Annotated in this window: 13 protein-coding genes; 6 read left to right on the top strand and 7 right to left on the bottom strand. The window is 62.7% G+C overall.

What is annotated here, in order from left to right; all coding sequences use genetic code 11:
- Nucleotide 1: 1 nt before the first annotated feature.
- Together ACT5M9_RS10910 and hemN are read left to right on the top strand one after the other, a co-directional pair.
- Nucleotides 2–445, top strand: coding sequence for a DUF2489 domain-containing protein (locus tag ACT5M9_RS10910; protein ID WP_457982771.1), 444 nt, complete (start codon nt 2–4; stop codon nt 443–445).
- Between the two features lie 20 nt (nt 446–465).
- Nucleotides 466–1839, top strand: a complete 1374-nt coding sequence (hemN, locus tag ACT5M9_RS10905) for an oxygen-independent coproporphyrinogen III oxidase (RefSeq protein ID WP_457982693.1) — start codon at nt 466–468, stop codon at nt 1837–1839.
- A 69-nt stretch (nt 1840–1908) separates the two neighbouring features.
- Here hemN and add read toward each other — a convergent pair whose 3' ends face one another.
- The 5 genes from add to glnA form a co-directional block, all read right to left on the bottom strand.
- Nucleotides 1909–2916, bottom strand: coding sequence for an adenosine deaminase (gene add / locus ACT5M9_RS10900; protein ID WP_457982692.1), 1008 nt, complete (start codon nt 2914–2916; stop codon nt 1909–1911).
- 141 nt (nt 2917–3057) lie between these two features.
- Nucleotides 3058–4476: a nitrogen regulation protein NR(I) gene (gene glnG / locus ACT5M9_RS10895; protein WP_457982691.1), complete on the bottom strand. Its 1419-nt coding sequence runs from the start codon at nt 4474–4476 to the stop codon at nt 3058–3060.
- Between the two features lie 9 nt (nt 4477–4485).
- A complete protein-coding gene (gene glnL, locus ACT5M9_RS10890) occupies nt 4486–5553 on the bottom strand; it encodes a nitrogen regulation protein NR(II) (RefSeq protein ID WP_457982690.1) in 1068 nt (355 codons plus the stop codon).
- 86 nt (nt 5554–5639) lie between these two features.
- Nucleotides 5640–6197, bottom strand: a complete 558-nt coding sequence (locus ACT5M9_RS10885) for a DUF4124 domain-containing protein (protein WP_457982689.1) — start codon at nt 6195–6197, stop codon at nt 5640–5642.
- Nucleotides 6198–6394: 197 nt separating this feature from the next.
- A complete protein-coding gene (gene glnA / locus ACT5M9_RS10880) occupies nt 6395–7804 on the bottom strand; it encodes a glutamate--ammonia ligase (protein WP_349920623.1) in 1410 nt (469 codons plus the stop codon).
- A 350-nt stretch (nt 7805–8154) separates the two neighbouring features.
- Between glnA and typA the strand changes: the two genes are divergently transcribed.
- The 3 genes from typA (at nt 8155) to dtd (ending at nt 11556) form a co-directional block, all read left to right on the top strand.
- Nucleotides 8155–9966 carry a translational GTPase TypA gene (gene typA / locus ACT5M9_RS10875; RefSeq protein ID WP_349920624.1) on the top strand — a complete coding sequence of 604 codons (1812 nt, stop codon included), beginning with the start codon at nt 8155–8157 and terminating at the stop codon, nt 9964–9966.
- 162 nt (nt 9967–10128) lie between these two features.
- Nucleotides 10129–11001 carry a virulence factor BrkB family protein gene (locus ACT5M9_RS10870; RefSeq protein WP_457982688.1) on the top strand — a complete coding sequence of 291 codons (873 nt, stop codon included), beginning with the start codon at nt 10129–10131 and terminating at the stop codon, nt 10999–11001.
- Between the two features lie 117 nt (nt 11002–11118).
- Entirely contained in the window at nt 11119–11556 is a 438-nt protein-coding gene (gene dtd, locus ACT5M9_RS10865) for a D-aminoacyl-tRNA deacylase (RefSeq protein WP_457982687.1), read from the top strand.
- 49 nt (nt 11557–11605) lie between these two features.
- Here dtd and ACT5M9_RS10860 read toward each other — a convergent pair whose 3' ends face one another.
- Nucleotides 11606–12262 (bottom strand): spermidine synthase, encoded by a 657-nt coding sequence (locus ACT5M9_RS10860; RefSeq protein ID WP_457982686.1) that lies wholly within the window; start codon nt 12260–12262, stop codon nt 11606–11608.
- Between the two features lie 51 nt (nt 12263–12313).
- Between ACT5M9_RS10860 and ACT5M9_RS10855 the strand changes: the two genes are divergently transcribed.
- Nucleotides 12314–13216 (top strand): bifunctional GNAT family N-acetyltransferase/hotdog fold thioesterase, encoded by a 903-nt coding sequence (locus tag ACT5M9_RS10855; protein ID WP_457982685.1) that lies wholly within the window; start codon nt 12314–12316, stop codon nt 13214–13216.
- Nucleotides 13217–13276: 60 nt separating this feature from the next.
- On the opposite strand, the gene ACT5M9_RS10850 is transcribed toward ACT5M9_RS10855, so the two are convergent.
- Nucleotides 13277–15355 carry an AsmA family protein gene (locus ACT5M9_RS10850; RefSeq protein ID WP_457982684.1) on the bottom strand — a complete coding sequence of 693 codons (2079 nt, stop codon included), beginning with the start codon at nt 15353–15355 and terminating at the stop codon, nt 13277–13279.
- Between the last annotated feature and the right edge of the window lie 22 nt (nt 15356–15377).

Below are 15377 nucleotides of genomic sequence, written 5' to 3'. Positions count from 1 at the left end.
GATGCTGGCCGCCCTGCTGGGTGGCCTTGTCTTGCTGGGGCTGGCGGTCTATGCCGGCACCCTGCTGGCTCGCCTCAAGCGTCAGCACGACATGCAGCAACAGGCCATCGCGGCTCGCAATGAACGGATCCTCGAGAGCGTCAGGGTGATCGCCCATGCGGTACGGGACGGTCAGTGTGACTACTCGGAAGGGGCCATTCGCCTGACCAATCTGCTGGATGCCCTGCAGATCAAGGGGGGGCGAGCCTTCATCGAGGAGTTCCCCGGTCTGTACGGCCTCTACGAGAAGGTGAAGGAGATGCCGACTCACGAGGCGAGGCGGGCGCTCAAGCGCAACGAAGTGATGAGGATGGATCTCGAGCGCAGCGGCTATGAAGCCGAGCTGGAGGCGCAGATCCTCAAGGATGTCGCGCTGTTGAAGGACTTTCAGTTAAGCCGTCGATAAAAAAGAGAGAGGAAGCAAGCGTGCAAGTAGAACAGATTGTGTGGGACCAGGCCCTGATCGAGAAATACAACTACAGCGGCCCGCGTTATACCTCCTATCCCACCGCGCTGGAGTTCAACGAAGGGTTCGGTTACCCGGATTTCGTTCACGCCGCCGGCCAGTACCCGGCCCGCAACCTGTCGCTCTACGTGCACATCCCCTTCTGCCACAAGCTCTGCTACTACTGCGGCTGCAACAAGGTGATCACTCGTCACCAGCACAAGGCCGATCAGTACCTCGACTTCCTCGAGCAGGAGATCAAGGCCCAGGCCCCGCTGTTCAAACACAGGCTGGTGACCCAGCTGCACTGGGGCGGTGGCACGCCGACCTATCTGAACGAAGCCCAGACCCGGCGCCTGATGGCCATGCTGCGGGAGCACTTCCAGTTTGCCGAGGAAGGGGAGATCAGCATCGAAGTGGATCCGCGGGAGATAGAACTCTCCATGCTGGATGTGCTGCGAGAAGTGGGCTTCAACCGCATCAGCCTCGGTGTGCAGGACTTCAACAAGGCGGTCCAGGTCGCGGTCAATCGTGAGCAGGACAATGACTTCATCCGCGCCATGCTGGAGCGCGCCCGCGCACTCGGTTTCCGCTCCACCAATCTCGATCTGATTTACGGCCTGCCCCACCAGAACCGTGACAGCTTCCACCACACCTTGGAAGAGGTGCTCAAAACGGATCCGGCCCGCCTCTCCATCTTCAACTATGCCCACCTGCCGAGCCGCTTCGCCGCCCAGCACAAGCTGAAGGAGGCGGACATGCCGGCCCCCCGCGAGAAGCTGGCCATGCTGCAGGACACCATCGCCTTCCTCACCGGCCAGGGTTACCAGTTCATCGGCATGGATCACTTCGCCAAGCCCGACGACGAGCTGGCGGTGGCTCAGCGCGAAGGCAAGCTGCACCGTAACTTCCAGGGCTACACCACCCAGGGGGATTGCGATCTGCTGGGCCTCGGCGTCTCCTCCATCAGCATGATTGGCGACGCCTACTCCCAGAACCAGAAGGATCTCAAGGCCTATTACGCCCAGGTGGACGAGCTGGGCCACGCCCAGTGGAAGGGGTGCTCCCTCAACCGGGATGACCTGATCCGCCGGGAGGTGATCAAGCGCCTCATCTGTGACTTCTCCCTGAACTTCGCCGCCGTCGAGCGGGCCCACGGCCTGGTGTTCAGGGAGTACTTCGCCGAGGATCTCAAGCTGCTGCAGACCTTCGTCGACGATGGTCTGGTGCGCATGAACGATGACGGCCTGGAGGTGGTCTCCACCGGCCAGCTGCTCATTCGCAACATCTGCATGTGCTTCGACGTTTACCTGCGCAACAAGGCGCGCCAGCAGCAGTTCTCCCGGGTGATCTGAGCGATTACCTGTTGGGAAGAATAAAAAAACCGCCTCTCGGCGGTTTTTTTATTGGGAGCGGGATGGCGACTAGCCTTGGCGGCTGGCGGCGCGGGCGCTCAGTTCGGCCTTCTCGGCCTCGCTCAGGAAGGCCAGTGTCAGGCCATTGCGCTGTGCGGTACGGATTTCATCCGCACTCATGCCAGCGGCCGGGGCTGCCACCTCGTATTCATAGGGCAGATCTATGCCTTCCACAGCGGGGTCGTCTGTGTTGAGACAGGCCAGCACGCCGGCGGCCAGGAACTGGCGGATGGGGTGCTGGGCCAGGCTCGCCACCGTGGTGGTCTGCAGGTTGGAGGTGAGGCAGGACTCGATGCCGATGCGATGCTCCGCCAAGTAGGCCATCAGGGCCGGATCCTGGATGGCCTTGACGCCGTGACCGATGCGCTCGGCCCCCAGATCGCGAATGGCCTGCCACATGCTTTCAGGGCCCGCCGCCTCGCCGGCGTGCACGGTCACGCGCATACCCGCATCCCGCACCCGGCGGAAGTGGTCGGTGAACAGCTCGCCCGGGAAGCCCAGCTCGTCCCCCGCCAGATCGACGGCGACCAGGCGGTCACGATGGGCCAGGCAGGCCTCCAGCTCGACCCGGCACTGTTCGGTGCCGAAGGTGCGGCTCATGATGCCGATGAGGTTGGTCTTGATGCCAAAGTCGCGGCTGCCGGCGGCCACGCCGTCTATGATGGCTTCCACCACGCCCTGGGGGTGCAGTTTGTGGGCCATGGCCATGTAGGACGGGCTGAAGCGCAGCTCGGCGTAGTCGATACCGGCGTGCAGCAGATCTTCCACGTTCTCGTAGGCGACCCGGCGGCAGGCATCGTAATCGGCCAGCACGGCCACGCCCCAGTCCAGCTTCTTCAGGAAGGCGACCAGGCTCGGCTCGTTCTCGACGATCTGCACGTGGGGGCGCAGCGCCTCCAGCTCGTCGGCGGGCAGTTGGATGTTGTGTTGCCGACCCAGCTCGAGAATGGTCTGGGGACGGATGTTGCCGTCCAGATGGCGGTGCAGGTCGGTCAGGGGGAGGGATCTGTCAATCATGGTGGCGCCTTCTGCGAGTCGGGTTGGAAAGCCTGCCATTCTAGGCAGGACTCCTGAAAAAGATACCCCGTTTGCGCGCAAACGGGGTCTGATTGGCTAGGGATTCGTCAAGGCGTGATGGGAATCGTTTTTCCCGGCGGCTCAGGGAATGTCGAGTTCCTTGAGCTTGCGGGTCAGGGTATTGCGGCCCCAGCCGAGCAGGCGGGCGGCCTCCTGCTTGTGGCCACGGGTGTGCTCCAGCGCCGTCTCCAGCATGATCCGCTCGAACTGGGGCAGGGCATCGGCCAGGATGTCGGTCTCCCCCAGCGCCAGCTTGCTGGCCACCCAGTCCTGCAACTGCTGCTGCCAACCACCGGACAGCGCCGGCTGGCCCGGCTCCGCCGCACTGGTGACCGGCGTCAACAGCTCGGGGGGCAGGTCGCTCACCAGCACCTCCTGGCCCGAGGCCATCACGGTCAGCCAGCGGCAGACGTTCTCCAGCTGGCGCACGTTGCCCGGCCAGGGCAGGCGGCTGACATAGGCCTGGGTATCCGGGTGCAGGCTCTTGGCCTCCACGTTCAGCTCCTTGGCGGCGCGCAGCAGGAAGTGCTGGGCGAGCTGGGGAATGTCCTCACGGCGCTCCTTGAGGGCCGGGATATGGATGCGGATGACGTTGAGACGGTGGAACAAGTCCTCCCGAAACTCGCCATCGGCGACCCGTTTCTCCAGATTCTGGTGGGTGGCGGCGATGATCCGCACATCCACCTGCACCGGCTGATGGCCACCGACCCGGTAGAACTGGCCATCCGCCAGTACCCGCAGCAGCCGGGTCTGCACCTCGAGGGGCATGTCCCCTATCTCGTCGAGAAACAGGGTGCCGCCGTCGGCCTGCTCGAAGCGGCCGTGACGGATGTTGTTGGCGCCGGTGAAGGCCCCCTTCTCATGGCCGAACAGCTCGGATTCGATGAGATCCTTGGGGATGGCCGCCATGTTGAGGGCGATGAAGTTCTTGTGGGAGCGGGGGCTGTGCTTGTGCAGGGCGTGGGCGACCAGCTCCTTGCCGGTGCCGCTCTGGCCGTTGATGAGCACAGAGATGCTGGAGCGCGACAGTCGGCCGATGGCACGAAACACCTCCTGCATGGCGGGGGCCTCGCCGATGATCTCCGGGCTGTTGCCGGGTTCCTGCTGACGTCCCTTGCGCTTGGTACGCTGCTCTTTCAGGTGATTCTCGGCGCGGCGCACCAGGCTGACCGCCTCGTCGATGTCGAAGGGCTTGGGCAGGTATTCAAAGGCTCCACGCTGGTAGGCGTTGACCGCGCTGTCCAGATCCGAGTGGGCCGTCATGATGATGATGGGCAGGTCCGCCTGGCGGCGATGGATCTGCTCCAGCAGGCTGAGGCCGTCGATGCCCGGCATACGGATATCGGACAGGATGACGTCCGGCGAGCGCATCTCCAAGGAGCTCAGCAGCGCCTCGCCGTCGGCAAAGCTCTCGCAGTCGAAGCCTTCGCTACCCAGAGTGCGCTCCAGGACCCACCGGATGGAGCTGTCGTCATCGACGATCCACACTTTTGCTGTCATGAGGTTCCCTTATTTGCGAAGCGGTAGATAGATGGTGAATTCGGTGTGGCCCGGCCAGCTGATGCAGTCGATGCGCCCCTTGTGCTGATCGATCAGATTTTGGGCGATGGAGAGGCCAAGGCCGGTGCCCCCCTCCTTGCCGGTGATCATGGGGTAGAAGAGGGTGTCGCGGATGGCGTCGGGAATGCCGGGGCCGTTGTCGATGATCTTGATCTCCGCCGCCAGCCGGTAGCGCTGGCCGTGGATAGTGATCTGGAAGGCGGTGCGGGTCTTGATGCGGATGAGCCCGGTCTGTTCCCCCAGCGCCTCGGCGGCATTGCGCACCATGTTGAGGAAGGCCTGTTGCAGCTGATCCGCCTCCATCTCGAATTCCGGAATGCTGGGATCGTAATCCCGCTCGATCCGGATCTGGGGCGGCAGCTCCAGATCCACCAGACGGCGCACCTGCTCCAGCACCGAGTGCACGTTGTGCATCTGGTGGCGGCCGGGGCGCTGGGGGCCGAGCAGACGGTCGACCAGGGCCCGCAGCCGGTCGGCCTGCTCGATGATGATGCCGGTGTATTCACGCAAGGCAGGATCCGGCAGCTCCTTTTGCAGCAGTTGGGCCGCGCCGCGCAGGCCGCCGAGGGGGTTCTTGATCTCGTGAGCCAGGCCGCGCACCAGCTCCTTGGCCGCCTGCTGCTGGGCGTGCTGCTGCAGCTCCTGGCTGATCTTCTTCTGCTGATCGATCTTGCGCAGCTCCACCACCATCAGCCGCTGCTCGCTGTTGGAGAGGGTATCGGCCATGGGGCTGACGCTGATCTCCACCAGCCTGGGCTCCCCTTCCACCACCAGGGTGACTTCGCTGTCGGTGAAGCCCTGCCCTGAAATGAGGCACTGCTTGAAACGCTGCAGATCGAGGGAGATGTGTTCGAGCAGATAGGGCAGCTCGATGCCGATCAGGCGCCGTTCGCTGAGGGAGAGCAGCTGCTCGGCCGCCGGGTTGACGAATTGAATGCAGAGCCGCTCGTCCATCAGGATGACGGCGGTCAGCAGGTTGTCCAAGAGGGTCTTGGCGTTGTCCGAGCGGGTTGGCACAGGTTTCTCCCTAAAACGGTGCTGCTCACCGGTTATGCACCGATATGGTGCATTGAGTTTACCCGCATCGGTGCATCACATCACCCCTAATTGGCCTTGGGAGCCTGATCCACCGTGGTTCTGTGCAGGTAGAAGGTGGTTGGCTTGGATTTAGCAAGGATCGTACCGTCTTTGGCGAGCAGTTCGAGCTGTGCCTGATGGGCACCGCGATCCAGGTTTTCCACCCGGATGGCCAGGCTGTTGTGGACCAGGGGAGCGGCCTTGCCGTTGAGCAGCAGGCGCAGATCGAACTGCACCGGCGGCTGGGGGCTGACCTCGGCCTGGAAGACGATGTTGCCTGTGTTGTCGCGCAGGGTGCTGCCCGGCTCGGGGGAGATCAGCTCGATCGCCAGCTTGGCGGCCTCTTTCGCCTTCTTCTCATCCACCCCGGTCAGGTGGTTGAAGTTGTCGACCTGGACCGAGTGGGGGGCGGTGCCGATGAGGGGGGAGACCCGCAGGTCTATCTCTTTCGCGCTCTTGCCCGGGGGAGGGGCGTCCGTGTAGTGGGTCACGCCGTTGGCATCGACCCAGGAGTAGACTCTGGCGGCCTGGGCGGCGCAAGGCAGCATCAGCAAGAGGCTCAGTATCCATGGAACTCTGTTCATCCATCTCTCCTTGACGGGGTTCAGCTTAATCCTATCAGAGAAAAAAACGGTCAGACCGATTGTCGGCGATATGGTGCTGACATAGATCGATAAGTTAGATGCTTCCCCCGTCTGCGGCGCCTTCAGGGGCGGTCCATAGGCCATAAAAAAACCCGCCAGCCGGCGGGTTTTCATCATGATGACGCGAGGACACCCAATTAGACGGAGTAGTACAGCTCGAACTCCAGCGGGTGCGGGGTCATGCGTACGCGGTCCACGTCCTGCTGCTTCAGCTCCAGGTAGGAGTTGATGAAGTCGTCGCTGAACACGCCACCGCGGGTCAGGAACTCGCGATCCGCGTCCAGGGCGGACAGGGCTTCATCCAGAGAGCCGGCAACGGTCGGCACTTCGGCGGCTTCTTCCGGCGGCAGGTCATACAAGTTCTTGTCCATGGCATCGCCCGGATGGATCTTGTTGATGATACCGTCCAGACCGGCCATCAGCTGGGCGGCGAAGGCCAGGTAGGGGTTGGCAGCCGGATCCGGGAAGCGAACCTCGATACGACGGGCTTTCGGGCTCGGTACTACCGGGATGCGGATGGAGGCGGAGCGGTTGCGGGCGGAGTAGGCCAGCATGACCGGTGCTTCGTAGCCCGGTACCAGACGCTTGTAGGAGTTGGTGGTCGGGTTGGCGAAGGCGTTGATGGCCTTGGCGTGCTTGATGATGCCGCCGATGTAGTGCAGCGCCATCTCGGACAGACCGCCGTACAGGTCGCCGGCGAACAGGTTGACGCCGTTCTTGGCCAGGGACTGGTGGCAGTGCATGCCGGAGCCGTTGTCACCGAACATGGGTTTCGGCATGAAGGTGACTGTCTTGTTGTAGGCGTGGGCCACGTTGTGGATCACGTACTTCAGCACCTGCACTTCGTCAGCCTTCAGGGTGAGGGTGTTGAAGCGGGTCGCGATCTCGTTCTGACCGGCGGTTGCCACTTCGTGGTGGTGCGCCTCGACCACCTGACCCATCTCTTCCAGCACCAGACACATGGCGGCACGGATGTCCTGGGAGGAGTCAACCGGCGCAACCGGGAAGTAGCCACCCTTGACGAAGGGACGGTGACCCTTGTTGCCGTGCTCGTAGTCGGTACCCGAGTTCCAGGCCGCTTCTTCGGATTCGATCTTCACGAAGCTGTGGCCCATGGTGTTGGAGAAGGTGATGTTGTCGAACATGAAGAATTCCGGCTCCGGCCCGAACAGCACGGTGTCGGCGATGCCGCTGGACTTCAGGAAATCTTCGGCACGCTTGGCGATGGAGCGCGGATCGCGGTCGTAGCCTTGCATGGTGGCGGGCTCGAGCACGTCACAGACGATGTTCAGGGTGGTCTCTTCGGTGAAGGGATCCAGCTTGGCGGAGGCCGGGTCCGGCATCAGCACCATGTCAGACTCATTGATGCCCTTCCAGCCGCCGATGGAGGAACCATCGAACATCTTGCCATCTTCGAAGAAGTCTTCATCGACCTGATGGGAAGGAATGGATACGTGCTGTTCTTTACCCTTGGTGTCGGTAAAGCGCAGATCAACAAACTTGACTTCGTGTTCCTGGATCAGGGCCAAAACGTTCTGGGCTGACATGCTAAGTAACCTCCGGTGTTAAAACTCTTTGGGTGAATGCGTCGTCACATTCACATAAGCCAGTATCGTGCCAAGTTTGTGACAGCTTGATTTCAGGGCATTTGCACCGTTTCAGGCTGTCGGGTCACCCGCTCTCGTGCAGAGTTGCGCCTCATAGTGGTGCAACCTTGGATCGTTTTGGTGCACCAATGTGGTGCGCCAGCGTTCCAACGCCATCTAAGCAGGCTTTTCACCCGGGGTCTATGATCCTGATCCCCTGTTGTGCACGAATGGTCTGCAATTCTGCTAGGCAGATCACAAAGGCGAGAGTACAATTAGCGCCCAATTTTACCCGGTGATTTGAGGCGAGAATGTTAGAGAATTTACGCAATATTGCGATTATTGCGCACGTTGACCACGGCAAAACGACTCTGGTTGATAAGCTGCTGCAGCAATCCGGCACTCTGGATCGCACCAGCGAAGGTCAGGAACGGATCATGGACTCCAATGATCTGGAACGGGAACGTGGCATCACCATTCTCGCCAAGAACACTGCGATCCGCTGGAACGACTACCGCATCAACATCGTTGATACCCCGGGTCACGCCGACTTCGGTGGTGAGGTTGAGCGCGTACTGTCCATGGTTGACTCCGTGCTGCTGCTGGTCGACGCCGTCGACGGCCCGATGCCGCAAACCCGTTTCGTGACCCAGAAGGCGTTCGCCCAGGGTCTGAAGCCGATCGTGGTCATCAACAAGATCGACCGTCCGGGTGCTCGTCCTGACTGGGTAATGGATCAGGTATTCGACCTGTTTGACAACCTGGGTGCCACCGATGAGCAGCTGGACTTCAAGGTTGTCTACGCCTCTGCACTGAACGGCTGGGCCACCATGGATCAGGACGTGCCGTCCGAGAACATGGAACCCCTGTTCCAGGCCATCGTCGACAACGTGGAAGCCCCCAAGGCTGACGCCGACGGCGGTTTCCAGATGCAGATCTCCCAGCTGGACTACAACTCCTACGTCGGTGTTATCGGTATCGGCCGCATCACCCGTGGTCGCGTCAAGACCAACCAGCAGGTCACCATAGTCGGTGCCAACGGCAAGAGCCGTACCGGCAAGGTCGGTCAGGTGCTGGGTTACCTGGGTCTTTCCCGTACCGAAGTGGCCGACGCGCAAGCGGGCGACATCATCGCCATCACCGGCCTGGGTGAGCTGAAGATCTCCGACACCGTCTGTGACAACAACGCCGTCGAAGCCCTGCCGCCGCTCTCCGTCGACGAGCCGACCGTGAACATGACCTTCCAGGTCAACACTTCCCCGTTCGCCGGTAAAGAAGGCAAGTTCGTGACCTCCCGCAACATCCTGGAGCGTCTGAACCAGGAGCTGGTCCACAACGTGGCCCTGCGCGTGGAAGAGACCGAAGATCCGGACAAGTTCCGCGTCTCCGGCCGTGGTGAACTGCACCTGTCCATCCTGATCGAAAACATGCGTCGCGAAGGTTACGAGCTGGCCGTATCCCGTCCGGAAGTTATCCTGCGCACCGTTGACGGCGTTCTGCAAGAACCGTTCGAAACCGTTACGGTCGACGTGGAAGAGATCCACCAAGGTTCCGTGATGGAGCAACTCGGCCTGCGTAAGGGCGAGATGACCAACATGACCCCGGATGGCAAGGGCCGTGTCCGTCTGGACTTCATGATCCCGAGCCGTGGCCTGATCGGCTTCCAGACCGAGTTCCTGACCATGACCTCCGGTACCGGTCTGCTGTACCACACCTTCGACCACTACGGTCCGCACAAGGGTGGCAGCATCGGTGAGCGCCAGAACGGCGTGCTGATCTCCAACGCCACCGGCAAGGCGCTGACCTTCGCCCTGTTCGGCCTGCAAGATCGCGGTCGTCTGTTCATCGGTCACGCGACCGAGGTGTACGAAGGCCAGGTGATCGGTATCCACTCCCGCTCCAACGACCTGACCGTCAACTGCCTGAAGGGCAAACAGCTGACCAACATGCGTGCCTCCGGTACCGACGAAGCCCAGGTGCTGACTCCGCCGATCCGCATGACCCTGGAACAGGCCCTCGAGTTCATCGACAACGACGAGCTGGTCGAGATCACCCCCAAGGCGATCCGTATCCGCAAGAAGCTGCTGACCGAGATGGATCGCAAGCGCGCCGGTCGTGCTTGATATCTGTTCATCGACAGACCAAAGAGAGGCCTTATGGCCTCTTTTTTTATGGGCGCCAGATCCCTGCATCCACGGCTCTGACGGGTCAGGAGGGCAGGCAGGTGGCCAAATGGCCACCCTATCTGACACAATATCCCCATGATGAATTGTTCGAGAATTGCGATGTTGCAGAAAATTCGTGGCCGTCTGGGCCATGCTCTCTCCTTCTTGCGCCACGATGGTAGCCACTTCGCCCACTTTGTCTGGGGCCGTTTCCAGCAGGACAGGTTGACCGTCACCGCCGGCTACCTGGCTTATGTGACCCTGCTCTCCCTGGTTCCCATGATCGCCGTGGTGTTCGGTATGATGTCCGCCTTCCCGGTGTTCCAGAGCCTGAAACAGGGGATGGAGCAGTTCGTCTACCACAACTTCGTGCCCACCGCCGGCGAGATGCTCAAGGAGTACATAGACGGCTTCGTGGCCAATGCCACCAACACCACGGCGGTGGGCATAGGCGCCCTGATCGTGGTGGCCCTGATGCTGATCTCGGCCATCGACAAGAACCTCAACTACATCTGGCGCTCCACCCAGAACCGTCCCCTGGCCCAGGCCTTCGCCATGTACTGGATGATCCTGACCCTGGGGCCCGTGCTCATCGGCGCCAGCCTCGCCATCTCCTCCTATATCCTGTCCCTCAAGCTGTTTGCCGCCGACAGCCTGTTCGGTGCCGGCTACCTGTTGCTGCGCAGCCTGCCGTTCCTGTTCTCAGTGCTTACCTTTTTGCTGATCTACACGGTCGTGCCGAACTGCAAGGTGCGGCTGACCCACGCCTTCATCGGCGCCCTGGTGGCGGCCACCCTGTTCGAGCTGGCCAAGCGCGGTTTCGCCATCTATATCACCAACTTCCCCTCCTATCAGGCCATCTACGGCGCCCTGGCGACCATTCCGATCCTGTTCGTCTGGGTCTATCTGAGCTGGCTGGTGATACTGCTCGGTGCCGAGACCACCGCCTGCCTCGGGGAGTACGAGAAGCCGGGAGCCGAGGAGCTGGGCTAAGCCCGCACGTCCCTATGGGCGTCGTGCCGAGACATTGGCCTGACCCCATCCCTTATTGCTAACATCAACGACCGCCTTCTGGCGGTCGTTTCTTTCCCACAGACAGAGGAGTCGCGGGTGATTGCATTGATCCAACGGGTTGCCGAGGCCAGCGTGACGGTGGACGGCGAGGTGGTGGGGGCCATAGACGGGGGCCTGCTGGTGCTGCTCGGGGTGGAGCAGGGGGATGACGAGGCCAAGGCCGACAAGCTGCTGCACAAGGTGAGCGGTTATCGCATCTTCTCCGACGAGAACGGCAAGATGAACCTCAACGTGAGCCAGGCCGGCGGCAGTCTGCTGGTCGTCTCCCAGTTCACCCTGGCGGCGGATACCGGCAAGGGGATGCGGCCGAGCTTCTCCGGCGGCGCCCATCCGGTGGAGGCCGAGCGGTTGTATGAGTATTTCGTCGCCAGGGCGCGGGCGGGCGGTCTGCCGACCGAGACCGGCCGTTTCGCCGCCGACATGAAGGTGAGACTGCTCAACGACGGCCCGGTGACCTTCTGGTTGCATGCCTGAAAAACTGTCGAGGTGTCGGCGGCCTCCCTCGGCGGATCGGCGGCCGATCCTAGGGATGCTGGCGGCGGCAGTGCAAAATCACGTTGTGGTAACCGGGCACGGCATGGGCCTCGGTGGGACCGATCCACTCCCGGGCCAGCCGCAGGGCCTGATCCTGCTCGAGACGGGTGCGCGGCAGCAGGTTGACGATGAGGGTGCCCTCGAGGCGCTGGGCCAGGGCCTGATAGAGGGGGGCCTGGAACAGCAGCAGCGGGTTGCCGTCCTGGCTGAACAGATCCAGCAGTACCAGATCATAGCGCTCACGACTCTGGAGCAGGAAGTGGAGTGCATCGGCCTGGTGCAGCCGCGGAGCCCGCAGTGCCAATGGTTGAAAGAACTGCTGGAACAGGGTGAGGATCTCGGCGTCCAGATCCACGCAATCGTGCCGTGCCTCGGGCCAGCGTGCTGCCAGATGGCGGGTGAGATCCCCGCCGCCGAGCCCGAGCTCCAGGATCCGGCTCGCCCGTGCGGGCAGCCGTTCGGCGATGCTCTGCTGATGGGGCAGGCAGAGGCTGCCAGGCTCGGCCAGGCTCATGGCCGACTGCACCACGCCGTCCATCTCCAGCCAGCGGTGTTGCTTGTTTTCCAGGATGCTGAGGCGGCGTTCGGGTTTGACGCTGAGGTGCAATAAGTGATCGGCTTGGTACGCTTGCAGATTGAAGTCCATGAATTTGCACGGCAAGATGGATTTCGACCAGTGTAACTCAAGGATGTATCTATGTACCGGGTGGTCACCCCCCAAACGGCAGCCGAGCTGGATGCTTACTACAAGCTACGCTGGGAGCTGTTGCGCAAGCCCTTCAATCTGCCCGTCGGCTCCGAGCGGGACGAATACGACACCGTCGCCATCCACCGCCTGATGCTGACCGAGGACGGTACCCCCATCGCCGTCGGTCGCCTGTTCGTCGGCGGTGACGAGGCCCAGATCCGCTTCATGGCGCTGCGGCCCGAGTACCGGGGCCAGGGGCTGGGGGCGCGCATGGTGGAGGATCTCGAACAGCTGGCCCGGGACGAGAAGGTGAAGCGGCTGGTGATGAACGCCCGCCAGGAGGCGGTGGAGTTCTATCGTCGCTGCGGCTTCCTGGAGGTGGGGGAAGGTCCCGTCTCCTTCGGCCGTATCCCCCATCGCCAGATGATCAAGTCCCTGAGCCCGCTGCAGACCATCCAGTACCGGCCGGAGTGGTGTCAGGATCTCACCACCCGCTGGTCTCGGGGCATCCCCATCAGCGAGAAGATGGGAGTCCACATCACCCATTACGACGGCCAGACTTTCCACCTCAAGGCCAACCTGGCGGCCAACCTCAACGTGCACGACACCATGTTCGCCGGCAGCATCTACAGCCAGTGTGTGCTGGCGGGTTGGGGCCTCATCTGGCTGCAATTGAAAGAGGCCGGGCTCGGGGGGGACATAGTCCTCGCGGAGGGGAACATCAAATACTACAGGCCGGTGAGCGAGGAGCCGGAGGCCAGGGTGGCCCGTGAAGGCATGCCCGCCGTGCTCGATCCCCTCAAGAACAAGGAGTCCGCCAAATTCAGCCTGCGGGTGCAGCTGTTCAGCGGTCGCAAACTGGCGGTGGAGTTCGCCGGCCAGTACGTGGTGCAGCCCATCAAGCGCGGCTAATAGCATCGCCGAACCTGTATTACCCATAGCAACAAGGCCTCGTGATGAGGCCTTGTTCGTTTATTGCGTTGCCGCCTGTGGCGCCGGTTTGGGCTGCACTGGCCGCCAGAGCGGGCTGCTGCTGCCCTGGGCCGGGTAGCGCACGCCGGGATCCCAGCCGCACTCGCTCTGCCCGCTCGGGAAGCCCCACCCCAGGGTCGGGGTATCGAGGGGGCCGCGCCACTGGGCCAGCAGCTCGGCGCAGCGCTGCTTGTTCAGCACCCCGAGGTCCAGCTGCCACTCCCCCTTGGCGAGATCCACCCCACCCCGAAGGGCGAGCAGGTGGGTGATGGTGGAGGCGCCGGCCTGCTCGATCTTGAGTTGGCCTTGCTCTGCCTTGGCCTGCAACTTGACGCGGTAGAAGGGGGTGTCCCCCTTCTGCAGCGCCTGCCACAACGCCTCCGGCGTCAGGGTCGGCGGCTGGGCTCCCTTGAACCACTCGTCCAGCAGGGGATCGATGGCGACCTTGTCCCAGAAGGGGTCCTTGGCATCCAGGCTCAGACTGCCCTGCAGGGTGCTGCGCCAGCTGTCCGGGGTCTCCCCCACGACGGCCTGCAGATCGGTGTTGATGTCCAGCTTGCCCGCCAGCGAAACCGGTGATGGAGAGCTGGGGTGCAGCAGCTTGTTCCACTGCTCCAGATCCAGCTGCTTGCCCTGCAGCTGCAGGCTGCTGTTCTGGCCCGGCTCCTTGCCCCACTGGCCGCTCAGGGTGAGGGAGCCCTCGTCCGGCAGGGTGCTGGTCAGCTTGTTGAGCTGCCAGGCGCTGGGGGTGAGCTCCCCGTCCAGCTCGCCGTTGCGGGCGTTGAGACCGTCCCACACCAGTTCGAACCACTTGCTCTCCATCCTGGCACGGCCCAGCAGGGGGCCAGGCTGGCTGCCGCGCAGGCTGAGGTCGGTCAGGTAGAGCTGCCAGCCGGTCAGGGACAGCGGCAGGGCGTCGTCGAAGGAGAGTACCTTCAGCCGGTCGAACGTCAGCTTGCGCACGTCGATCTGCCGGGGGCGCCAGCCCTGCCAATCCTGCCACCAACCGTCCGGCAGACTGATGTCCATGCCGCTCAGGCTCATCTCCTTGAGGGTCAGCCGTTGCAGATCCGGGTCCAGCGCCAGCTCCAGGTTGAACACCCCCTCGTAGGCCTTGCCCTGCAGCTCGGCATCGTATTGCTGGGGGGAGAAGGCGAGCCGCCCCTTGATCTGCTCCAACTGGAACAGGCCGCGGCCGAAGTCGGCCAGGGTGCCGCTGAGGTAGCCGCTTGGGCGGCTGCCGGCCTGCCAGTCGAAACCGGTCAGCTGGCCGCTGAAGTTGTTGAGGGCGATCTCCTGGCCGATGGCGTTGACACTGCTCTGCTCGAACTGGCCCCGATCCAGACTGATCTTGCGCAGGGGGAACTCACCCTCCGGTATGTCGCCGAGCTCGACCCGCAGGGCGCGGGCCTTGAGATCGTGCAACTGCAGGCTGCGTTCCGGCCAGTTGAGTACCATGCCGGTCTCCAGCAGGCCGTCGAACAGATTGGTGGTCAGCTTGTCGGTGCTGAGCACCTGGCCCTCCAGCCTACCCTTCAGGCTGAGGCGGGCCAGGGTGAGCTGGGGGATCTCCAGCTGATTGATGCCGAGGGTCAGGTTGGCCTGGGGCTGGCGCTTGGGATCGATCAGTTCCCAGTCGCTCAGGGTGGCGCTCAGACCGCGCAGGGTGAGATCCGGGCTCAGCAGGCTGAGGTTGTCTATGGTGCTGTCGCCGATGGTCAGCGAACGTACCGGCAGGGTGGGCAGCTGGTTGGGGAGCGGCAGCTTGATGATGGGGCGGATGAGGTCGAGATGCGCGATGCGCACGTCCCGGTTCAGCCAGTCGATCTTGTCTATCTCCAGGTAGATCTTGTCCAGTTGCACCGCGTCCCCGTAGTGCACCTGCTCCGCCAGCAATGTGTAGGGGTGGAGCGGGTTGAACACCAGCCGGCCTATGCTGACCTGCACCCCGGTCTGCTGGCTCAGCCAGTTGGCGATGGGGCCTTTGGCGCGCTCGGCATCGAACAGGCCGAGACCCACCCAGACGAACAGCAACAGGAAGGCAAACAGATAGAGCAGGGCGCGTAGCCAGGAATTCATCGGTGCTTTTCCTCCCTCGGGG

The organism is Aeromonas sp. AE23HZ002T15, from assembly GCF_054165525.2.
This window is presented reverse-complemented; position numbering and strand designations above follow the sequence as displayed.

Bases quoted from the DNA above. Each gene is read 5' to 3' on its own strand.
- ACT5M9_RS10910 (WP_457982771.1), top strand. From the start codon at position 2: ATGCTGGCCGCCCTGCTGGGTGGCCTTGTCTTGCTGGGGCTGGCGGTC.
- add (WP_457982692.1), bottom strand. From the start codon at position 2,916: ATGATTGACAGATCCCTCCCCCTGACCGACCTGCACCGCCATCTGGAC.
- glnG (WP_457982691.1), bottom strand. From the start codon at position 4,476: ATGACAGCAAAAGTGTGGATCGTCGATGACGACAGCTCCATCCGGTGG.
- ACT5M9_RS10885 (WP_457982689.1), bottom strand. From the start codon at position 6,197: ATGAACAGAGTTCCATGGATACTGAGCCTCTTGCTGATGCTGCCTTGC.
- glnA (WP_349920623.1), bottom strand. From the start codon at position 7,804: ATGTCAGCCCAGAACGTTTTGGCCCTGATCCAGGAACACGAAGTCAAG.
- typA (WP_349920624.1), top strand. From the start codon at position 8,155: ATGTTAGAGAATTTACGCAATATTGCGATTATTGCGCACGTTGACCAC.
- ACT5M9_RS10870 (WP_457982688.1), top strand. From the start codon at position 10,129: ATGTTGCAGAAAATTCGTGGCCGTCTGGGCCATGCTCTCTCCTTCTTG.
- ACT5M9_RS10860 (WP_457982686.1), bottom strand. From the start codon at position 12,262: ATGGACTTCAATCTGCAAGCGTACCAAGCCGATCACTTATTGCACCTC.
- ACT5M9_RS10855 (WP_457982685.1), top strand. From the start codon at position 12,314: ATGTACCGGGTGGTCACCCCCCAAACGGCAGCCGAGCTGGATGCTTAC.
- ACT5M9_RS10850 (WP_457982684.1), bottom strand. From the start codon at position 15,355: ATGAATTCCTGGCTACGCGCCCTGCTCTATCTGTTTGCCTTCCTGTTG.